The sequence below is a fragment of the Calditrichota bacterium genome (assembly GCA_014359355.1).
Lineage (GTDB): Bacteria > Zhuqueibacterota > Zhuqueibacteria > JANLFK01 > Oleimicrobiaceae > Oleimicrobium.
The window spans coordinates 1-21,348 of the sequence record JACIZP010000369.1 but is presented as its reverse complement, the minus strand read 5'-3'; the positions used below and the strand labels follow the sequence as shown (position 1 = coordinate 21,348).

General features: G+C 62.4%; 21 protein-coding genes. 4 read left to right on the top strand and 17 right to left on the bottom strand.

Annotated elements, in window-relative coordinates:
- The 14 genes from H5U38_15470 to sucC form a co-directional block, all read right to left on the bottom strand.
- A partial coding sequence (locus H5U38_15470) for a CoB--CoM heterodisulfide reductase iron-sulfur subunit A family protein (protein MBC7188424.1) occupies positions 1-378 on the bottom strand: 378 nt, incomplete at its 3' end.
- Between the two features lie 52 nt (positions 379-430).
- Positions 431-1,153, bottom strand: coding sequence for a hypothetical protein (locus H5U38_15465; GenBank protein MBC7188423.1), 723 nt, complete (start codon positions 1,151-1,153; stop codon positions 431-433).
- Positions 1,154-1,414: 261 nt separating this feature from the next.
- Positions 1,415-2,551 carry a (Fe-S)-binding protein gene (locus tag H5U38_15460; protein ID MBC7188422.1) on the bottom strand — a complete coding sequence of 379 codons (1,137 nt, stop codon included), beginning with the start codon at positions 2,549-2,551 and terminating at the stop codon, positions 1,415-1,417.
- Positions 2,552-2,983: a hydrogenase iron-sulfur subunit gene (locus H5U38_15455; GenBank protein ID MBC7188421.1), complete on the bottom strand. Its 432-nt coding sequence runs from the start codon at positions 2,981-2,983 to the stop codon at positions 2,552-2,554.
- Positions 2,983-5,838 carry a CoB--CoM heterodisulfide reductase iron-sulfur subunit A family protein gene (locus H5U38_15450; protein MBC7188420.1) on the bottom strand — a complete coding sequence of 952 codons (2,856 nt, stop codon included), beginning with the start codon at positions 5,836-5,838 and terminating at the stop codon, positions 2,983-2,985. The genes H5U38_15455 and H5U38_15450 overlap by 1 nt, the downstream gene beginning before the upstream one ends.
- Before the next feature lie 15 nt (positions 5,839-5,853).
- Positions 5,854-6,021, bottom strand: a complete 168-nt coding sequence (locus H5U38_15445; GenBank protein MBC7188419.1) for an FAD-dependent oxidoreductase — start codon at positions 6,019-6,021, stop codon at positions 5,854-5,856.
- 7 nt (positions 6,022-6,028) lie between these two features.
- On the bottom strand, positions 6,029-6,916 hold the full coding sequence (locus H5U38_15440) for a CoB--CoM heterodisulfide reductase subunit B (GenBank protein MBC7188418.1): 888 nt from the start codon (positions 6,914-6,916) through the stop codon (positions 6,029-6,031).
- A complete protein-coding gene (locus H5U38_15435; GenBank protein MBC7188417.1) occupies positions 6,917-7,372 on the bottom strand; it encodes a 4Fe-4S dicluster domain-containing protein in 456 nt (151 codons plus the stop codon).
- 4 nt (positions 7,373-7,376) lie between these two features.
- Complete coding sequence (locus H5U38_15430) at positions 7,377-7,991, bottom strand: 2-oxoacid:acceptor oxidoreductase family protein (protein MBC7188416.1); 615 nt, start codon at positions 7,989-7,991, stop codon at positions 7,377-7,379.
- 39 nt (positions 7,992-8,030) lie between these two features.
- Positions 8,031-8,951 carry a 2-oxoacid:ferredoxin oxidoreductase subunit beta gene (locus tag H5U38_15425; GenBank protein MBC7188415.1) on the bottom strand — a complete coding sequence of 307 codons (921 nt, stop codon included), beginning with the start codon at positions 8,949-8,951 and terminating at the stop codon, positions 8,031-8,033.
- Positions 8,948-10,105: a 2-oxoacid:acceptor oxidoreductase subunit alpha gene (locus H5U38_15420; protein MBC7188414.1), complete on the bottom strand. Its 1,158-nt coding sequence runs from the start codon at positions 10,103-10,105 to the stop codon at positions 8,948-8,950. Before H5U38_15420 ends, H5U38_15425 begins: the two co-directional genes overlap by 4 nt.
- 37 nt (positions 10,106-10,142) lie before the next feature.
- Entirely contained in the window at positions 10,143-10,424 is a 282-nt protein-coding gene (locus H5U38_15415) for a 4Fe-4S binding protein (protein MBC7188413.1), read from the bottom strand.
- A 25-nt stretch (positions 10,425-10,449) separates the two neighbouring features.
- On the bottom strand, positions 10,450-11,325 hold the full coding sequence (gene sucD / locus H5U38_15410) for a succinate--CoA ligase subunit alpha (GenBank protein MBC7188412.1): 876 nt from the start codon (positions 11,323-11,325) through the stop codon (positions 10,450-10,452).
- A 42-nt stretch (positions 11,326-11,367) separates the two neighbouring features.
- Positions 11,368-12,528, bottom strand: coding sequence for an ADP-forming succinate--CoA ligase subunit beta (gene sucC, locus H5U38_15405; GenBank protein MBC7188411.1), 1,161 nt, complete (start codon positions 12,526-12,528; stop codon positions 11,368-11,370).
- A gap of 608 nt (positions 12,529-13,136) precedes the next feature.
- Between sucC and H5U38_15400 the strand changes: the two genes are divergently transcribed.
- Positions 13,137-14,339 (top strand): ATP-dependent 6-phosphofructokinase, encoded by a 1,203-nt coding sequence (locus tag H5U38_15400; GenBank protein ID MBC7188410.1) that lies wholly within the window; start codon positions 13,137-13,139, stop codon positions 14,337-14,339.
- 148 nt (positions 14,340-14,487) lie between these two features.
- On the opposite strand, the gene asd is transcribed toward H5U38_15400, so the two are convergent.
- The 3 genes from asd to H5U38_15385 are packed head-to-tail and all read right to left on the bottom strand — an operon-like array spanning position 14,488 to position 18,086.
- A complete protein-coding gene (asd, locus tag H5U38_15395) occupies positions 14,488-15,555 on the bottom strand; it encodes an aspartate-semialdehyde dehydrogenase (GenBank protein ID MBC7188409.1) in 1,068 nt (355 codons plus the stop codon).
- A gap of 57 nt (positions 15,556-15,612) precedes the next feature.
- Positions 15,613-16,965 carry a lysine-sensitive aspartokinase 3 gene (gene lysC / locus H5U38_15390; protein MBC7188408.1) on the bottom strand — a complete coding sequence of 451 codons (1,353 nt, stop codon included), beginning with the start codon at positions 16,963-16,965 and terminating at the stop codon, positions 15,613-15,615.
- On the bottom strand, positions 16,965-18,086 hold the full coding sequence (locus H5U38_15385) for a homoserine O-acetyltransferase (protein ID MBC7188407.1): 1,122 nt from the start codon (positions 18,084-18,086) through the stop codon (positions 16,965-16,967). The genes lysC and H5U38_15385 overlap by 1 nt, the downstream gene beginning before the upstream one ends.
- A gap of 488 nt (positions 18,087-18,574) precedes the next feature.
- Between H5U38_15385 and H5U38_15380 the strand changes: the two genes are divergently transcribed.
- From H5U38_15380 to H5U38_15370, 3 genes are all read left to right on the top strand, one after another.
- Entirely contained in the window at positions 18,575-19,603 is a 1,029-nt protein-coding gene (locus H5U38_15380; protein ID MBC7188406.1) for a zinc-dependent alcohol dehydrogenase family protein, read from the top strand.
- A gap of 94 nt (positions 19,604-19,697) precedes the next feature.
- Positions 19,698-20,888: a class I SAM-dependent methyltransferase gene (locus tag H5U38_15375; GenBank protein MBC7188405.1), complete on the top strand. Its 1,191-nt coding sequence runs from the start codon at positions 19,698-19,700 to the stop codon at positions 20,886-20,888.
- A gap of 113 nt (positions 20,889-21,001) precedes the next feature.
- A partial coding sequence (locus tag H5U38_15370; protein MBC7188404.1) for a hypothetical protein occupies positions 21,002-21,348 on the top strand: 347 nt, incomplete at its 3' end.

The window sequence follows — 21,348 nt, the reverse complement described above, 5'->3', positions numbered from 1 at the left end:
ACTGCGCACCAGGTCTTTCGCCTTCTCGGTGGCAGCCGCGCGGTCGTACTGGTGTACCCAACTGCAGTGCTCGCGGATGTTGGCCATCTCAAAGAGGTACTTGTTGAGCCCTGCCTCCTCCACGCAATTGCGGAAGGTCGGCTCGTGGATCTTGGGGGTGCACGATGCCACCACCACGCGCTCGAGCTTGTGCTCGACAATGGCCCTTTTGATCTCGTTCTGCCCAGGGTCGGCACAGGTGTAGGTGTTACGAATGACCGCCACCACTCCTGGCAAGGTCTTGGCGTACTCGGCCACCGCCGCGGTGTCTACGGCACCCGCGATGTTCAGGCCGCAGTCGCAGACAAACACACCGATGCGCGGAAGATTCTCTCCCATCGGCTCACTCCCGGCTTTGTGGATGGGCAGGCCCCCGCCTGCTCACCATGCCTCAGCGTCTCTTCCCTCCCCCTCCGATCTTCAGCCGCAGGTAGGGCCCGGTCAGGGAGGCATCCGGGCCTCCGGAGATGTCAATCTCCTCCGCCTGCCACCCTCCTGCGAATGGGGTGTACGTGTATCCCAACTCCACGCCAAACACCAGCCCGCCGATTCCCTCCTCGTCCTGCCTGGTCAGCACAAAGTAGTCAACACCCAGGGCAAAATTCACCAAGAACAACCCAGCTGAAAGGCGGGTGCTGCGATTGGGATGCGCGAGGATTTGCTCAAAGGAGGGAGGCTGCTTCTCCTCGATCGCCAACTCCAGGCCGCCGCCACCAATGCCGAGCATCGGGTAGACCTTCAGGTTGCCGCGCGGGGTGAGCAGATAGCCGATGTCAAAGAAGCCGATCCCTGCAGCCAGGCTGGCCTTGTACGGAATGCCACCGACGCTGACATCGGTAGTCTTGCTCATCAACGCCTGACCCTGGCCGCCAAGCACCAGGCGCTTGAAGAACGCGTGCCCCCCGCCTCCGATGCTTAAGAGGCGATTAGAGAACTCTGGGTACCGGCTTACCCTCAGCGTGGCATTCAGCTTGTCGAGGTCCACCATGCTGCTGCCGAGGTAGAAGTATCCGTACCCGCCCCCTCTCCCTTCCCTCGCCTGTGCTTGTGCCAAGAAGCCATACAGCAGCACCAGCAAGGCAACTCCGGCCACGACTCCTCTGCTCCGCTTCATGGGATCTTTCCTCCCGGTTTGATGAGAAGCTGCTCAAGCGCCACCTGCCGCCAAACACGGAGAGACAAATAACGCTCCTCCTCTGCGCAGCAGATAGCCTCTTCGGGCCCCTCGGCTGCGTGCTCGCACTCGCTGCACTCCTGCAGCGCCGGGCCGCGGTGTGGACAAGCCATGGTGTCCCCCGCTTTCAGCCCCCAGCAGAGACGGGGCCCCATTGCTCATTGTTTGTCATCGTTCGCATTGTCGCGGGCAGGCGCTCCGTCACATTGCCGCGGCCACCAAGGCCGTGAGGTCTTTCACCTCGATGCGCGCCGCCTCCGGACAGTCCTCGCTCTTCATGGCACAGGTAAAGTGGATGTAGCACTTAGGACAGGCAGTCACAAGAAGGTCGGCCCCTGCGGCCCGGGCGCTCTGCAGCCGGGCGACCTGGAGGGCCTTTGCGTAGCGATCACAGCTCATCCAGGCGCTGGTGCCACAGCAGATGGCCGTCTCCCGGCTCTTGGCCATCTCGCGCAACTGCACACCCGGCAGGGCGGAAAGCACGGTGCGCGGCGCGTCGTACACTTCCAGGTGGCGCCCCAGTCGGCATGGGTCGTGGAAGGCGGCCACCCTCTCGGTGCTGGCACCTCGCATTGGCAACGTGTCCATCTGCTTGCCAAGGTACTCGGACAAGTGGGCCACCTCGAACCCAAGCTCTCCGATCAGCCCCGGGTAGTCGAGTTTGAAGGTCCGGTAGCACTCGGCGCAGGTAAAAAGCACCAGCTTGGCCCCTGTCTCGCGAATCGCCTGCACGTTGTGGGTTGCCAAACTCTGCACGTGCTCCACATCGCCCGTCCAGAGCAGGTCGTGCCCACAACAGCGCTCGTTCTTCATCACCACAGGCGTGGTGCCCAGGCGGTTCAGGATCTTCACGGCACCCCGGGCAATGCTCAGGGTGTCCACCGCCAAGTCGGAGAAAAAAGCGTCAAAATAGGGCAGGCAGCCAACAAAGTACAGTATCTCCCCCTTCTCGGCCACTTTCAGCTCATCCGTCAGCCAATCCATGCGGTTCTGCTGTAAGGCCGGTGCAGTCATGATCTTCATGAGCGACTGCAGCGCCCCGCCGTGCGAGCAGGTGGGCTCCCGTCCGTTGGAGGTGGCCACCACCCGCAGGCGGCGGGTGAATTCGCTGTAGTGCACATCCACCGGGCAGCGCAAGTTGCACAGGCCGCAGGTCAGGCAGCGCCACAGACGCTCATCGCGCATCAGCTCCTCCGCAGAGGCCGCCAGGAAGCTGCTTATGGTGTAGCGCGGCGAAAAGCTGCGGTCAAAGCGCGCGATGGGACAGGTGCCGGTGCACTTGCCGCACTCCAGACAGTCCAGGACGTTCGTCCCTTTGGCAACGCTGTCCAGCTCCATCTACTTTCTCCCGTTCCGCGACAGCGGACTCGGCCCAAGCCGCGTGATCTGCGCGACGAACTCGTTGATCAGCCGAGCCCAGCGCACCCCTTCGGCAGCCGAAACCCACTCCAAGCGCAAGCGTTCCTCCTCCAACCCCAATAGCCGGATGAGTTTCTTAGCCTTCTCGAACTGCTCCACCGCCCGGTAGTTGCCGAACAGGTAGTGGCAATCGCCGAAATGACAGCCGGAGACCAACACCCCGTCGGCGCCCATCTCGAAGGCCTTGAGGATGTGCGCCGGGCTCACCCGCCCCGAACACATGGTCTTGATGACCCGGAACTGGGGTGAGTACTGAATGCGGTTGACCCCGGCGTTGTCGGCGCCCGCGTAGCTACACCAGTTGCAGGCAAAGGCCACGATCTTGGGCTCGAATGGCTGCGACTGTTCCATCAGGCCACCTCTTCCAGCAACATGGCCTCCAACATTGCCTCGATTTGCTCGTCAGTGAAGTGGCGGGCCTTGATGGCCTCGCTCGGGCACCAGGAGGCACAGGTACCGCACCCCTTGCACAGCGCCTCATTGATGCGCGCCACCCGCACGCCCGGAGCCACTTCGTGCAGCTCAGGTGCATGGAACTGACAGATCTTGACGCAGGTGCCGCACGCGCGACAGCGCTCCTCGATGACCGTGCAGGTAGTGGCCTCCAGCGACACCTTGTCCCTACTGAGGAGGATGGCCGCCTTAGCGGCGGCGGCAGCAGCTTGAGCCAAGGCGTCGCCCACACCTTTTGGCCCTTGCACGCACCCGGCCACGAAGATCCCTTCGCTGGTGGTCTCCACCGGGCCCAATTTCGGATGTCTCTCCATCACAAAGCCATCCGGGCCACACGGCACCTTGAGCATTTCCCTGAATTGCGACGTATCCGGCTCGCGGGGCACGAGGCCGGCAGCCAGCACCACCGCGTCGACGTCTACCTCCACCGTGTCGCGCAAGAGGGCATCGTAGGCACACACGTGGCAGCCGGCTGTCTGCGGCTTCACCTCGGGCGGGCGGTCATCCGGCACCCGCACAAAGATCACCCCTTCGCCGCGCGCCTGCCGGTAGGCTTCTTCGCCGCCGTGGCTGGCCGTGCGCATGTCCCGATAAAAAACCACCACCTCCGCGCCCAACTTGCGCAGCAACCTTGCCTGCCGGACCGTGGTCACACAGCAGATGCGCGAGCAGTTGGGGTTCTTCTCCGGGTCGCGCGAACCGACGCACTGGATGAAGGCCACGCGCGTAACAGGCTTGCCGCCGATCCGCGGTACCCCTTCCGCCTGGCGAAGGAGCTGCTCCAGTTGGAAATTGGTGAGCACCGCCGCAGAACGGCCATAGGCAAACTCCTCCGTCGGCTGATAGGGCTGCGCGCCAATGGCCAGGATGAGCGCCCCGACGCGCAGCGGGCCGCCGGTGGTCACCACATCGAAATTGCCGACAAAGCCCGACACTTCCTTGACCTCTGTGCCAGTGAGCACATTCACCTTGCTGGCTGCCAGCTGGCCCAGTTTGCGTTGCAACAGCCCCTGGGCAGGCAAATCGGCAGGCGCCAGGCGGTGCAACTCCCGGAGGCGCCCACCGAGCTGCTCCTCCTTCTCCACCAGGTGGACAGAGAAGCCCTGCGCCTCGAGCCGCAGCGCCGCCTCGATGCCGGCGATGCCCCCGCCGATGACCAGCACACTGCGCTCGATGGGAATTTCCCTTTTCTGCAAAGGCTCCAAGCGATGCGCGCGCGCCACTCCCATGCGGATCTGGTCCCTGGCGCGCAGCGTGGCCCGCTCAGGCTCCTGGCTGTGCACCCAACTGCACTGGTCACGTACGTTGACCATTTCGAACAGGTAGGGATTGAACCCCACGAGGCGCAACGACTCCTGAAAAATGGGCTCGTGCGTGCGCGGTGTACAGGCAGCCACCACCACTCGATTCAACCTCTCTTCCAGAACCCGCTGCTGAATCAGCTTCTGGCCAGTGTCCGAGCACAAGAAGAGGTTGTCCTCCACGTGCACCACACCGGGTAGTTGCCGCACCCACTCCGCTACGCCTGGCACATCCACCACACCAGCAATGTTTGCCCCACAATGGCACAGGAACACGCCGATGCGCGGGGGCCCGTCGGTGGGAAGCGGCACGATCTCCCGTTTCACCTCCTCCACACGCGACTCGGCCACAAAGCGTTGCGCCGCGGCAGCTGCGCCACTCCCCTGCGCTACCGAGTCAGGGATGTCCTCTGGGCCACGCGCGCATCCGCAGAGGAAGATGCCCTCTCTGGTGGTGGCCAACGGCTCGCCAGCTTGGTCTGCGACCTTGAAAAAGCCGGTCTCATCCAGTTCGATGCCCAGTGTCTGCGCCAATCGCGCCGTGCCTTCGGCAGGCACCCCAGCCGAGGCCAACACCACCATGTCGGCGACGACAACCTCCGGTCTGCCGGTCGCAGTGTTCTCCACGAAGATGCGCAGTTCGCCACTCTGCTGGTCGCGCACGATCTTCGACGGCTTGCCGCGAAAGTAACGGATGTAGTCGTATTTCTTGGAACGGTTAAAGAAGCCCTCATAACCCTTGCCAAAGGCGCGGATGTCGGAGTAGAAAATGGTCACCTCTTCGATGCCCGGCTCGTGCTCTTTGGCAAGCAAGGCGTTCTTGACCGAATTCATGCAGCAGAACCGCGAGCAGTACTGGCAGTCGTGTTCTCCCCGCACGCCGACACACTGCACAAAGGCCAGCCTTCGCGGCACCTTGCGGTCCGAGGGGCGAATCACGTGTCCGCGGGTGGGCCCGGAGGCGTTGAGCATGCGCTCGAACTCAATGCCGGTCATCACTTCAGGGGAGACACTGTAGCCGTAGGTCTTCATGGCAAACGGGTCAAAGACGTCGAAACCGGTGGCGACAATGACTGCCCCCACGGGCAGCTCCACATCCTGCGCCCGCATGTCATAGTCGATGGCCTTGCGCTCGCAGGCGCGGCTGCACTGGCCACAGACGATGATCTGCCCGTTGAGGCAATTCTCCCAGTCGATTATGTAGGCTGAGGGGACTGCCTGGGCAAAAGGCGAATAGATGGCCTTGCGCGCCCCCAGACCCACGTCGAATTCATTGGGCACAACTACAGGGCAGACCTCGCTGCACTTGCCGCACGCCGTGCAGCGCGACTCGTCCACGTAGCGGGGATAGCGGCGCACGGTCGCCGTGAAATCGCCCGCACTGCCGCGCAAGCCGACCACTTCCGAGTTGGTAAACAGGGTGATGTTCGGATGCCGACCGGCATCCATCATCTTCGGGCCGAGGATTCAGATGGAGCAGTCCATGGTGGGGAAGGTCTTGTCCAGCTGGGCCATGTGGCCGCCCAAGCTGGGTGCCCTCTCCACCAGGTAGACCTTGACCCGTGCATTGGCCAGGTCTAATGCCGCCTGAATCCCGGCGATGCCACCACCTATGACCAGTACGCCCTTCTGCATGGCTCCTTCACTGTGCGCCAATCTTCGCCAGTAGCGGTTCCACCTTCACCTTGTGGCGATGCAAGCCCATCTCCTGAGGTCCGTACCCTTGCGCCAGCCCTAAGAGCTGAAAGTAGTAGATCACCGGCAGTTCGAACGGCGTGCCAAACTTGCGCGCCAATTTGAACTGGCCGAGGTCGTATTCATCAAAGCAAGTGGGACAGATGAGCCCCATGCAGTCCACACCAAGCCTCTTTACCGAGGTGAGGACGTCCCGCGTCATCTGCGCCGGGATCTCCTCGTCCTCGCAGGCCTTGCCGCAGCAGAGCAGCCGCTCTTCGTGGTCCACGGGTTCTGCCCCCGTGGCGCGCACCAGGCTCTCCAAGATTTGCGGCCGGTCCGGGTCGTCCACCTGCATGATCTTGCTCGGCTTCAGCAGGTGGCAGCCATAGTGGATGGCCACGCGCACGCCACTGAGAGGCCTGACCACGCTGGCTGCCACGCGGTCGATGCCCACCTGGTCGCGCACCACCGTCACGATGTGGCGCACGGAGGTAGTGCCCTTGAATTCCCGACCGATGCGCCGCAGGCGTTCATTGACTCTATCGCGAAGCTGGCTATCATGCGTGAGCAGGTGGTTAACCTCCGAAAGCGTGGCCGTACAGCCGCTGCACATGGTGACAATCGGCAGGCCCGCCTCCTCAGCCAAGGTGAGGTTACGCGCGGCAATGCTCAGCCAGGCCATCTTGTCGGAGGCCTTGAAATAGATGGGGTCCGGGCAGCACGTAAAGCCTTGCACATCCACCAGCTCGATGCCCAGTGCCGGCACCGTCTTGCGCACGGCCGCCTCGAACTGCGGGTACTTGACGCCGATCATGCAGCCAAAGAAGGGTATGTAGCGCAAGGCCGTGGCCATCTACATCAACTCTTTCAATTCCTCTACCGGCACTGGCGGCAGGGGTAACAACCCCAATTCGGTGCGAATGCGCTCGGTGGCGCTGGTCACGGTCGCCGTCAGTCCCTGCGCCTTGACGCTGTTCACCATCGCCTCGACCTTCTGGGGCGCGTGTTGCTGGGCGCGCGCCAAGTTCTTCAAGGCGATGATCACCTCCACCGGCCGCACATCTTGGGGACAGCGTTCGTAGCAGTTGTAGCAGTTGGTGCACAACCAGATGATCGAGTCCGGGGCGAGAAGTTCCTCTGCAACCCCCATGATGCACTTCAGCATGATGAGGCGCGGATTGAAGCGCGGCGAATAGCGCGCCGCCGGGCAGTCCCCCACACAAGCTCCGCACTGGAAGCAGTAGCTGTGCAGCTCGCCGCCGATGACGGCATTGAGCTTGTCGCGAAACGCGAAAGAGATCGTGGGCATGACCCTACCCTTTGGCCGCGGCTCTACTCCTGGTCTTTTTCTTCGGGGCGCTGCTCGCCGCCTGTTCCTGGGGCAGGCTGGCCAACAACTTCACCCCGTAGTCGTACCCGGTCTCGAACGCCTTGCGGTTGATCTCCTCAGTGCCCTTGGGAATCGAACTGAGCACCGCCTTCTCCATGGCCTCCTTGCTCACCGCGCCTGCCACGGCAGTGAAGAAGCCTAACATGACGATGTTCAGCACGATTCGTCGCCCCAGTTGCTCGGCCAGCCGCGTGGCCGGTACCGCGAACATGCGGATCTGGTCGCGCGGCGGCTTGGCCTTCACCAGGTCTTCGTCGATGAGCAACAGGCCCTGGGGGTCCAATTCCGGCTCGAACTTGGTGTAGGCCTCCTGCGACATGGCGATGAGAATATTAGGCCTGCGGATGTACGGATAGTGAATCGGCTCGTCGGAACAGATCACCTGCGCACTGCAGGCACTGCCTCGCGCTTCTGGCCCAAAACTCTGCGTCAATGTCGCGTGCTTCTTCTCGAAAATGGCCGTGGCCTTGCCGATGATGTAGCCGGCGAGGATCACCCCCTGGCCACCGTAACCTGACACCCGGATCTCTGTGCGCATCGTGCTTGGCTCCTCCGAGTGGTGCAGCTCGCACCGCCATTATGCCGCCTTCGTCTCCTCGGCCTTGCTTGGTGTGGCAGCCGGCACCCCGTACGGCTGGAAGGCGTCGCCCAGCACCTTCTTCATGTGCTCGTTGTACGCCTCCAGGAAGGTCGGTCGCGTCGTATCGACAAACTTGCCGACGATGATTTTCTGCTGGAAGCCGATGTCCAAATCCTTGGGATCGGCGCCATGCCTGATTTCGCAGTTGTCGTGGTAGAACTTCATAAGGTCGAGGCCGGTGCCCAGGCGGTTGCGGCGCGCGTACAGCGTAGAGCATGGCGCGATCACCTCCACCACCGAAAAGCCCGGCTTGAGCAGCGCCTCAGTCATCGCCTTGGTCAACCGCCGGATGTGCAGGGCAGTCCAGCGCGCCACATAGACCGCCCCACAGGAGGCGGCAAGCAGCGGGATGTTAAACGGCCGCTCAAAGTTGCCGTACGGCGACGTAGAGCAGTTGGCCATGACCGGCGTGGTCGGTCCGAGCTGGCCGCCGGTCATGGCATAAATAAAGTTGTTCACGCAGATCACAGTGATATCCATGTTCCGCCGCGCCGCGTGAATGAAGTGGTTGCCGCCGATGGCAATCAGGTCGCCGTCACCGCTGAACACCACCACCTTGAGCTCGGGGTTGGCTAACTTCAGGCCCGTGGCAAAGGCGATGGGGCGCCCGTGCGTGGTGTGGAACGAATCCAACTTCACGTAGCCGGCTACTCTGCCCGTGCAGCCGATCCCCGAGACAATGGCCACCTTGTCCAGCGGCAGGCCAGAATCTTGGAGCGCATTCAAGAAACAGGAGACCGAGGTACCGATGCCGCAGGTAGGGCACCAAATGTGCGGGATGCGGTCCATGCGCAGAAATGGCTCCAACGGATGCTCATGCCGCAGCTCTGGCTCGTTGACAACTGCTCCTTGCGTCATCTGGCCGCCTCCTCAATGACTTTGAAGATTTCCTCGGGTTCATGCACACCGCCACCACCGTGGGAGACCGGGTAGCACGGCACTTTGCCGTGCGCGCACCGTTCCACTTCCAGAATGATCTGGCCAAAGTTTATCTCGGGCACCACGAAGGCCTTGATCCGCTCGGCCAGTTCAGCAATGCGCTTCTCCGGGAAAGGCCATACGGTGACCAGCTTCAGGTCCCCCACTTTGATCCCCGCCTTACGCGCTTCGGCCAGTGCCGCCTGTACCACGCGGTTGGTGATGCCGTAGGAGACCACCACCACATCGGCTTTCTCGGTGCCATGTTCTTCGATGCGCACTATCTTGTCGGCATTCTTGCGGATTTTGTCCACCAGGCGTCGCACCAACTTGTTCTGCGCCTCGGCGCTCATCACCGGGTAGCCGCGCTCATCGTGCGTCAGACCCGTGCTGTGGATGCGGTAGCCATCGCCCGCCTTGATGATCTCCGGCACCAGGTCCTCGCAGGGCTCGTACGGCAGGTACTGGCTTGGTGGCTTCTTGGTGTAGCGGCGGGGCACCAGCTCGATCTGGTCTGCCTCCGGGATAACCACCTTCTCGGTCATGTGCCCCACGCACTCGTCCATCATCAGAAGCACAGGCACGCGGTACTGTTCGGAAAGGTTGAATGCCTCGATGGTCAGATTAAACGCCTCTTGCGGTGAATTGGGGCAGAGGGCGATGATCTCATAGTCGCCATGCGAGCCCCAGCGCGCCTGCATCATGTCCGCCTGGCCCACCATGGTGGGCAAGCCGGTGGAGGGCCCACCGCGCTGGACGTTGACCACCACGCAGGGCGTCTCCATCATCGCCGCCAGGCCAATGTTCTCCATCATCAGCGAGAAACCTGGCCCTGAGGTGACGGTCATAGCCTTTGCCCCACCCCACGCTGCTCCCACCACTGCCGCCATGGAGCCGAGCTCGTCCTCCATCTGAATGAAAATGCCCCCCACTTGCGGAAAACGCTCGGCGATGCGCTCGGCCACCTCGGTGGAGGGGGTAATGGGATAGCCGGCGAAGAAGCGACACCCTGCGGCAAGGGCACCCTCCGCACACGCATGGTCACCGTCCAGGTAGTGCTCGCCAGTTAAGACTCCTTTCGGATCCGCTTTCAACGCTCTCCTCCCGCGCCTGTCCGTGCAAAGCCACCCACTACGAGACCGCGCTCTCTGTTGCCTCCTCCTCGGACACACTGAAAATGGCAAACTCCGGGCAGATGCTCTCACAAAGGTCGCAGTTAACGCACTCGCCCTCCCTCTTCACGTACGGGGGGTGATATCCTTTGGAGTTGAACTCGTCGGACATCTCCAGCACATCCTTGGGACAGTACTCGACGCAGAAGCCACACCCTTTGCACCGCTCCTTGACGATGTGCACGGTGCCGCGTGGTACCTTCATTCTGTCCGCATCCAGGGGAACGCGCCAGAACTGCATCTTCCCACCTCCGTGTTGCCGGTGCTTATCTTCCCAGTACGCGGGCCACTGTCTGGCCGATGGTGGCAGGGCTCTCGCACACGGTAACGCCGGCGTCGCGCAGGGCGGCCATCTTCTCGGCAGCCGTGCCCTTCCCACCAGCGATGATGGCTCCCGCATGTCCCATCCGCCTGCCTGGAGGCGCCGTGCGCCCGGCAATGAAGCTGACTACTGGCTTGCTCATGCCGGCCTTCACAAAGGCCGCAGCTTCTTCCTCGGCCGTCCCGCCAATCTCACCGATGAGCACCACCGCCTCGGTCTCCGGATCTTCCTCAAAAAGGCGCAAGGCATCCACAAAGCTGGTGCCGATGATGGGATCGCCACCGATGCCGATGCAGGTTGATTGGCCAATACCCAGGGTGGTCAATTGCCATACCGCCTCGTAGGTGAGGGTACCGCTGCGCGAGACCACACCCACCCGGCCTTCCTTGTGAATGGCCCCAGGCATGATGCCCAACTTGCACTTGCCCGGCGAGATCACACCCGGACAGTTCGGACCAACCAGCCGCGTCTTTCGCCCACGCAAAAATTCGTACACCTTCAGCATGTCAGCCGTGGGGATGCCCTCAGTGATGCACACGACCAGGTCCACTCCCGCATCGGCCGCCTCCATAATGGCGTCTGCAGAAAAGGCGGCCGGCACAAAGATCACCGATGCATTGGCCCCCTCCTGCTGCACCGCTTCTTCAACCGTGTTGTACACCGGCACCTTCCCCTCCCAGAGCTGTCCGCCTTTGTCGGGCGTCACTCCCGCCACAATCTTGGTGCCATAGGCCATCATCTGTTGGGCGTGAAATGTGCCCTCCCCGCCGGTGATCCCCTGCACGACCACGCGCGTGTTCTTATCGACCAGGATGCTCAATGCCGTTCCTCCCTGCCTGCGCCTCTCCGTACCGATGTCAGCTCAGTTCTTCATCACTTCCACAACCTTCTGGGCTGCCTCCGCAAAAGTGGTAGCCACCGCGAAGTTCAGTCCAGAAGTGGCCAATAGCTCCGCTGCTTCCTTGGCGTTGGTGCCCTCCAGGCGCACCACCAGGGGCACCTGCAAGTCAACTTTGCGTGCCGCCTCGATGACTCCGCGCGCCACGCGGTCACACCGCACGATGCCCCCGAAGATGTTAATCAGCACGGCCTTGACGTTCTTGTCCGACAACAGGATGCGGAAGCCGTTCTCCACTGTCTCTGCCGAGGCGCCGCCACCCACGTCCAAGAAGTTGGCCGGCTCCGCGCCCGCCAGCTTGATGATGTCCATCGTGGCCATCGCCAGCCCGGCCCCGTTGACCATGCACCCCACCGTGCCGTCCAGGCGGATGTAGTTGAGGTCGTACTTGGCCGCCTCCACCTCCAACGGATCCTCTTCGTCGACGTCCCGCAGGGCAGCCAAGTCAGGGTGACGATAGAGGGCGTTGTCATCGAGATTGATCTTGGCGTCAAGGGCCAGCACGCGCCCGTCTGTGGTGACCACCAGCGGATTGATCTCCGCCAGCGAGCAGTCATAGGCCAAATACGCCTGCGCCAGGGCAGTGAAGAAGCGGACAGCGTTCTTGAGCTGCTCCCCGCGCAGACCAAGGCCAAACGCCAGCTTGCGCGCCTGGAACGGCTGCAGTCCGAGGCCGCGATCGATGTACTCCTTGAGGATCTTCTCTGGACTCTCCGCCGCCACCTTCTCGATCTCCACGCCGCCTTCACTGCTGGCCATAAAGACCAGCGCGCTGCGTGCGCGATCTAACACGATGCCGACGTACAACTCGCGCGCGATGTCCAATGCCTGCTCCACGAGCACTTTGCGGACTATCTTTCCCTCCGGCCCGGTCTGGTGGGTCACCAGGGTCATGCCGATCATCTCTGCTGCGGTTTTGCCAGCCTGTGCCCTGGGCACCACCCGCACGCCCCCACCCTTTCCTCTGCCGCCGGCATGGATCTGCGCCTTGATCACCACTTTCTCGCCACCGATCTGGTCGGCAATGCGCTGCGCTTCCTCTCCGGAGAATGCCACCCCACCTTCGGGCACTGCAACCCCGCCCTTCTTCAGCAGTTCTTTGGCTTGGTACTCATGGATTTTCATCCGTCCTCCGCTTCCGTCTCAAGACCGTCATCCGCAAACATGCCGCATCCGAAAATAGAAAAGCCAATCAGCGGAGGAAAGTTCCTCACCTGCCGACGCGCTGATTGGCGTGTTCTGACCTGAACATCTTCCCGGACCCAGCCTTGGGAGATACAAGGCTGCCGAGGTCGCTCTGACCTTCTGGGCCATTCCGTTCCTGACCTGGTTTGCACCGCAGTCAAACGGGCACCACAGAAGCAACACCGGACTGGATCTGCCCCCCATCGCCACCGCGCCTGCCTCCCGTTCAGCCGCACAGAGAGATCGGCCGCTGAACCAGGCAGCTGATGCGGACGTCTGTTTGTATTATAGCAATTCATTTCGCAAAAGTCAAGACAAAAATGAAGCAGCTTCAGCCGGAATTGTGCTCTGCTTTGGCCGGCGGCTCCCATGCAGGAATATGCTGACAGAAGAGAGAGATACGTCCCACCATGCGATGCCCTTTGGGCATTTTCCACTTGAAAATCTGGCGCCATTTGCATATAATTGGGGTCACGCGGTATGAACCGCGTTCCCAACAACTTCGTGGACGCTCTGTTGTCAAAACCGTAAGCAGGAGAAATGCAGCTATGGCAAAAACGAGAGGCACTATCGGCATCCTGACAGGAGGAGGAGACGTTCCAGGGTTGAACCCGGCCATCCGGGCAGTGACTTTTCGCGCTTTGCGGGAAGGTTACCGCGTCATTGGCATTCGCCGTGGCTGGGCAGGTCTGGTGGACATGGTGCGCGACAAGGACGCCGACAATGGGCACAGCTACCAGGTGCTGACTGAGGAGATCGTCGACCGCGCCGGACGCACCGGCGGCACTTTCTTGCACACCTCGCGCACGCGACCCAGCCATCTGCCCAAGAGCAACGTGCCGCCTCATCTGCGGGACAAGTACCAGGACGAAATCAACGACGTGACAGAAGAGGTGCTGAAAAACCTGGAGTACCTGGGCATCGACTGTCTGATTCCCATCGGCGGGGACGATACCCTGAGCTACGCCTATCGCCTGCACAAGGAAGGTGTGAAGGTGGTGGCCATCCCCAAGACCATGGACAACGATGTTCCAGGCACTGACTACTGCATCGGCTTCAGCACCTGCGTAACGCGGACCATCGAGCTCACCCATAAGCTGCGCACCACCGCCGGCTCGCACGAGCGCTTCCTGGTCATCGAGGTGTTTGGCCGCTATGCCGGCTTCACGGCAATGCTTCCCACCATGGCGGGAGCTGCTGACCGCTGCGTGATTCCGGAATACCCCTTTGACATCGAGCGTTTGACCGAGCTCCTGGTGGAAGACCGCAGACATCACCCCAGCAACTACGCGGTGGTGCTGGTCTCGGAAGGTGCGGTGATGACCGACGACAAGGAGATGTGCTTCGAGAGCGATGAGGCAGACCAGTTTGGCCATAAGAAGCTCGGGGGCGTGGGCGACAAAGTGGCGGCGCGTCTGAAGGAGCTCTCGCCCAAGTACAACAATGGGCAGCGCATCAATGTGGTGAACCAGCGGCTGGGTTACTTAGTGCGTTGCGGTGACCCTGACGCCATCGACTCCATCGTGCCGATGGCCTTCGGCAACTTGGCGCTGGACCTGGTGCTGCAAAAGTCCTTCGGGCGTCTGATAAGCCTGCGCAACGGCGTGTACGACAATGTGCCGCTGGACGTGGTCTTTACCGGGCGGAAGAAGGTCGTGGACGTGGAGAAGTACTACAACACCGACCGCCTGCGCCCGAAGTACGAGACCTTCATGCGCCAGCCGCTGTTCATTATGACGAGTGACGTGTAAGACCAACCCCGAATGCTTTGAACGACAGCCGTCTCCAGGCGGAGGCGGCTTTTTTCTTTTTGGGGAGGAGCACCGCGGCGGCCAGCGGGCGAAGATCCCGTCTTGGACCTGCTGGTCGGCCCCACCTTGTCCCTTGCTCACCGCGTGGCTATTGGCGAGGGGCTTTCTGCGCCCGTAGGAGCCGGGAACCTTTGACCACCACCTCCCCTATCAGGACCGTGCCCCCGGCGGCGCCGCGCAGCGTGTTGTGCACCAGGGCCACAAAGCGGTAATCAAGAACCGGACAGGGGCGCACGCGACCCACGGTCACCACCATGCCGCTTGCAACGTCGCGGTCTAAGAGCGGCTGCGGGCGGCAGGGCGCCTCCGCCAGGAGCACCGGCCTTTCCGGCGCGGAGGGGAGCCGCAGGCCGGAGAGCGGCGAGCGATAGTCCAGAAAGGCCTGCTTCACCTCCTCCAACGTCCCCTTTGCGCCGAGTTCCACCGAAACTGACAGCAGATGCCCTTCCCGCACAGGCACGCGATTGCACTGCGCGCTGATCGCCACGTCGGCAAGTTCCACGCCCTCCCCAGTCAGGCGGCCGAAAATCTTGCGCGGCTCGGTTTCCACCTTCTGCTCCTCGCCCGCGATCTCCGGCAGCACATTGTCCACCGCCTCCAGCGACGGCACGCCCGGGTAGCCCGCCCCGGAGAGCGCCTGCAGCGTGGTGACCAGCACCCGCCTAAGGCTAAAGCGCCGGCGCAACGGCTCCAGGGCCAGGCAGAGACCGATGGTGGTGCAGTTGGGATTGGTGACGATAGCCCCGCCGTATTTTTGCCGCTGCCGCTCCGCGAGCGCCAAGTGATCCGCATTGATTTCCGGGATGACCAGAGGCACCTCGGGGTGCAGGCGATGGCTGCTGGCGTTGCTTATGACCGTGCGGCCCGCCGCCCGAAAGGCCAGCTCTGCCTCGGTGGCCACGTTCGCGTCGAGCGCGGAAAAGACCACCTCCTCTGGCACACGCTCGGGCACGGCCGGCACGACCTGCAGCCGCGCCACGGAGGCGGGAATCGGGCCAGGCAGGAGCCAGCGCACCGCCTCCCCATAACGTCGACCCGCCGAGCGCTCCGAGGCGGCGACCGATGTCACCTCGAACCACGGATGGTCGGCCAGGATCTGCACCAATCGTTGACCCACAGCCCCTGTTGCGCCCAGAATTCCTACGCGCGTGTGCATGGACATCGTCATCTCCACCAAAGTCGCATGTCAACGATCGCCGCCAAGCGGCCTTTCTCACTCGAAAAAGCGACGATGCAGCCGGCTCACGACTACTGGCAGGTCGCCTTCATCGATCACGAAGCTGAGATTGATCTCCGAGCCACCCTGCGAGACCATGGAGACTTTCACATCGGCCAGGTCCTGGAAAACTTGGCTGACGATGCCCGGGGTGTCCTTCAGCTTCTCCCCCACGACGCAGACCACCGCCTGGTGTGGCTTCACCGTCACCGTCCCGAACGCCTGCAACTCGGCGAGCATCTCAGGCAGACGACTGGCGTCCTGCAGAGCGATGGCGACCGACACCTCCGAGGTGGCTACCAGGTCCGCCGACACGCGATGGCGGTCGAACACGTCGAAGACCTGCCGGAGAAAGCCGTGCGCCTTGAACATGCGGGTTGAGACCAGGTTAATCACGGTCATGCCCTCTTTGTAGGCGATGCTCTTCACGCCGACGCCGTTCTCCTCGGGTTCAGCCAGGATCAGCGTCCCTTCGCCTGCGGGCTTGCGGGTGTTACGCACGCGCACCGGGATGCCCCGCTCTACGGCGGGTACCAGAGTCTTCGGATGCAGGACGCGGGCACCAAAGAAGGCCAGCTCTGCCGCTTCCTGGAAGCTCATCACCGGAATGTGTTTGGCCTGCGGTACGAGCCAGGGATCGGCGGTGAGGATGCCGTCGACGTCCGTCCAGATTTGAATCTCCTCCGCACCGAGAGCCGCACCGATCAGCGCTGCCGAGAAATCCGAACCGCCCCGGCCTAAGGTGGTAGGCTGCCCTGAGGCAGAACGAGCGATGTAGCCTTGCGTGAGCGGGATCTTCCCGTCCGCCACGAGCGGCAGAAGCACCTCCCGACACCGGGTGGCGGTCTCCTCGAAAAGCGGCTCGGCCTGCGTGTGCCGGGCATCGGTGACGATCAGCCGCCGGGCGTCCACCCACTCCACCGGCAGCCTGCCCTGCGCCAGGTAGGCGGCAATGATTCTCGTGGACAGGAGCTCGCCCTGACCGAGCAGGCGATCCTGAACAGCAGGGGAGAAATCGGCCACCACAGAGATCCCTTGCGCCATCTCCTCGATGCTACGGAAAGTCGCCTGGCAGAAGGCAAAGACCTCGGCGGCACTGGCAGGCCCTTGCAGCAGGCACCTCGCCACGCCGAGGTGGTAGCCTTCCAGCTCCTTCACGATGCGGAGACTGTCCTCCAGCTTCCCCTGCGCGGCCTTTTCGCCGATTTCGGCCAAGTGGTCGGTGGTCTTGCCCATGGCAGAAAAGACCAGGACCATCGGCCTATCCCGCAGACCAGCAATTATGTGGCCCACCGTACGGATACCTTCGGCATCGCCAACTGAGGTCCCTCCGAATTTCAAGACGCGCATCAGTTCCTCCCGCGTAGAAATTCGCCGACGAGCTTGTTGAGCTGGTCGTATTCGACCAAGAAGGCATCGTGGCCGTAAATGGAATGGAGCTCCTCGTAAGCGACCTTCTTACCCAGCCGTTGCAGAGTCCGCACCGTTTCCTGCAGCTCACTGGGGAAGTAGAGCACGTCGCTATCGATGCCGATGACCAGCACTTCGGCTTGGATGCGCGCCAGAGCCTCCTCGAGGCTTGCATAGCCGCGCGCCACGTCGTGCAGGTCCATGGCTTTGGTCAGGTAAACGTAGGACCGGGCATCGAAGCGCTGCACCAGCTTCTGCCCTTGGTAGTGCAGGTAGCTCTCCACCTGGAAGCGGTTATGGAAATCCAATGTGCGTGTTGGCTCGGCGTGCACCCTCTCCCGCCCGAAGCGGCGGGCAAACTGCAGATGGCTGCGGTAGGAGATCATAGCGATCATCCTGGCCAGTGCCAGGCCGGCGGCTGGCCCTTGGTCAGCGTACTTGCCTTCGCACCAGGCCGGGTCGTTGTAGATAGCCTGCCGGGCCACCTCGTTCAGGGCGATCATCCAGGGAGAGCCCTGCACGGTTCCGGCGATGGGAATGGCCGCCCGCACGAATTCGGGATAGTCCACAATCCATTGCCAGGTGAGCATGCCACCCAAAGAACCGCCCAGAACCAAGGCCAACTGCTTCACGCCGAGGACATCCAGGAGGCGCTTCTGCAGGTTCACCATGTCGCGCGTGGTCACCGGCGGGAAGGCCATCCCGAAGGGCTGGTCAGTCTCCGGATTGCTGGACGACGGGCCGGTAGTGCCGTAGCAGCTCCCCAAGAGATTGGCGCAGACGATGAAGTAACGGTCCGGGTCGAGGGACTTGCCCCTGCCGATGAGGCCGTCCCACCAGCCCGGCCGTTCTTCGTGGGCGGCATTGAAAAAGGCCGCGTGTGCGCTGCCGGTAAGGGCGTGACACACGTAGACGGCGTTGTCGCCGGCGCTGTTGAGCTTTCCATACGTCTCAAAGGCCACATCTAAGTGCGCCAGGCTCTTGCCGCACTCGAAGCGGAAAGGATGCTCTGCGCTTGCCACTTGCAGCGTCTGTGTGTGCACGATGGTCTTTTCGCTCATGGCCACACCTTGCCAAGTTCGTTCTCGAGATTCCCGGGCGGGAGCCCTGCTGCATTCACAGGCGAAGCCCTACGGCCAAGGCCTTGCTCGGGTTTGCCTGCAAAACAAAAGCCCCTCCCGGCTGTTGGGAAGGGGCTTGAGAACCTGCTCTGCAAATCCTTTCACATCAGCACGGCCCCTTCCCAGGCGGATGAAGCATCAACATGCCCATGGCGAAGGCGAAGATGGCCTGCGCGCAGGAATTCGCTCTCGTGGGCTGCGAACTGAGTGAAGCTGTGAACGGAAATATGGGCTTGCCGAATCTCATGGGGAAGCAATCCTCGTGCTTGACGGTTTGCGCGAAATATATAACTTTAGGAAGACGATTGCAAGCATATTGTGCGGCTGAGCTCACCATAACCGCATGCTTGCGTTTGCACGGATCTTCGAAGGAATGGTGACTGTAGCCAACAAGAGAGTGCGATTCAGGGATAGCCGAGGAAGAAGCCATGAAGGCATTGGTGTTGCGGGAGTTGGGTCCAGTCGGTGAAGGACGTCCGCCACTCGAACCGGCAGAGCTTCCTGACCCAGAACCGAAGACCGGCGAGGTGCTCATCAGGGTGGCCGCCTGCGGCGTCTGCCACACGGAGTTGGACGAGATCGAGGGGCGCACGCCACCGCCTCAGTTGCCCGTGGTGTTAGGGCACCAGGTGGTGGGGCAGATTGTCGCCACCGGGAAAGGGGTCACGACGCGGCGGGCGGGGGAGCGCGTAGGCGTGGCATGGATATTCTCCGCTTGCGGCAAATGCGAGTACTGTCAAAGCGGCCAGGAGAACCTGTGTCCTGACTTTCGCGCCACCGGGCGGGACGCCAACGGGGGCTATGCGGAGTACATGGTTGCGCCCGAGCAGTTTGTGTACCCGATTCCGGAACGCTTTTCCGACACCGAGGCGGCACCGCTCCTGTGCGCGGGTGCCATCGGTTACCGCTCCTTGGCACTCACTGGCATGCGCGATGGCCAAAGGCTGGGCCTCACGGGGTTCGGCGCCTCAGGACACCTGGTGCTGAAGATGGCCAAGCACCGTTTTCCCCACAGCGAGATCTACGTCTTTGCTCGTTCAGAGGGAGAGCGCGAGTTTGCGCGGCAGTTGGGTGCCACGTGGGCAGGCGACACCGACGATTTCCCGCCTGCCCCACTGCACTGCATCATCGACACGACGCCAGTGTGGCGGCCGGTGGTGGCAGCACTGGAGCGGTTGGCTCCCGGCGGACGGCTGGTCATCAATGCTATCCGCAAAGAAGAAGCGGACAAGGAGGAGCTCCTGGCTTTGGACTATCCGCGGCACCTGTGGCTGGAGAAGGAGATAAAGTCGGTGGCCAATGTCACACGGCGAGACGTGCGCGAGTTCTTAGCCCTTGCCGCCGAGATTCCCATAGTTCCGGAGGTCGAGGAATATCCCCTTGAGGAAGCGAACACGGCCCTGCACGACCTCAAGGGGCGCAAGATCAGAGGCGCCAAGGTGCTCGTCATCAAGTGAAGGCGGCGAGAGTGCAGCAGCTCCGTCAAGGGCGCTGGCGAGCGCTAGTGCACACGCCTTACTCTCGTGAAGCACGTTGCAGAAAGGCAAGCGAATGGCCCGAGTTTTCCTGAAAGCCGGCCGCGACAAGTCGCTCCGCAGGTGGCACCCCTGGATTTTTGCCGGGGCAATTGCCAAAGTGGAAGGCGGGCCGCACCCAGGCGAGACAGTGGACATCGTCAGCGCCGAGGGGGAGGTCTTGGGGCGCGGCGCCTTCTCGCCCCACTCTCAGATCATGGTGCGCGTCTGGACCTTTGACCCGGCCGAGGAGGTGGATGGGGCCTTTTTCCGCGCGCGCCTGACCCGAGCCATCGCGGCACGCGCTTCGCTCATCCAGGGCGGGACCACCACTGCATTCCGTCTTGTGAACGCCGAGTCAGACGGGCTGCCCGGGCTCATCGTCGACCGTTATGACGAGTTCTTAGTCTGTCAGTTTCTCTCAGCCGGCAGCGAGGCATGGCGGCAAACGCTCGTGGAAGCGCTGGCCGAGCTGGTGCCATGCCAGGGCATCTACGAGCGCTCGGACGTAGACGTGCGCAGCAAAGAGGGTTTGTCCCCCAGAACAGGCCTGCTCTGGGGCCAATCCCCTCCTGAGTTGGTTGAAATCCGCGAGGGGCAATGCCGCTTCTTGGTGGACCTGGTGCGCGGCCACAAGACCGGCTTCTACCTCGACCAGCGGGAGAATCGAGCTCTGGCAGCAAGGTATTGCCAGGGCATGCAGGTGCTCAACTGCTTTGCGTACACCGGCGCATTCGCCATCTGGGCGCTGCTCGGCGGAGCTGCGGCCGTGACCAACATCGAGTCCTCCGCCGAGGCCCTGGCCCTTGCTCGTCGCAACCTGGCCCTCAATGGCATTGACGCCAACGCTGCAGAATTCATCCAAGGGGATGCCTTCCAGGAGCTGCGTCGCTTGCGGGACAGCGGACGCCAGTTCGACGTGGTCATCCTGGACCCACCAAAGTTTGCGGACTCGCAGGCACAGGTTCCCAAGGCAAGCCGCGGCTACAAGGACATCAACCTGTTGGCTTTCAAACTGCTCCGCCCACGGGGGGTGCTCGTCACCTTTTCGTGCTCCGGGCTGATTGCGCCTGAGCTTTTCCAGAAAATCGTTGCCGACGCCGCGCTGGACGCCGGTCGCAGCGCACAGATCATAGCTCGCTTGGGCCAGGCCTGCGACCACCCGGTCGCGCTGAGCTTTCCTGAGGGGGGATATCTCAAAGGATTGGTCTGCCGCGTCCTCAATTGATGACTGCCGCCGCCGAGAGGCACGTAGAGTCCGGTGCAACTTTCCGACGCAAAGACCAGTATCAGCACGGTGTACGTAGGTCCTTGAAGAAAGGCACCATTCGAGGTGAGACTATGCAGAGCTCTGAGCGGGGCAGGAAGAAGAAAGGCGCCGCAGGAGCGGGCCTGCACGAGCTGAAGAGCCACGCTCTGCTGCGCGGCCTGCGCCAGGAATTGCGCGACATCTACCACTTTTACGTCGAACCCGAGCGACGCGAGTCGCTAAAGCGGACCCATCGCCTGGTGCGCTGGGTCTACGTGGTCGTCTGGGTCGGGATGAGTATGCTCGCCAAACTGACCCCGCTGCGGCGCTTCCTTCTGGTGTTGAGCCTAGTGATGGCCGTCCTCAACACCCGCTTCACTGTCATGGGGAGCGATGTGAGCCTCAACTTCGGGGGTCTTGGGTTTTCTCTTCTCCTGAT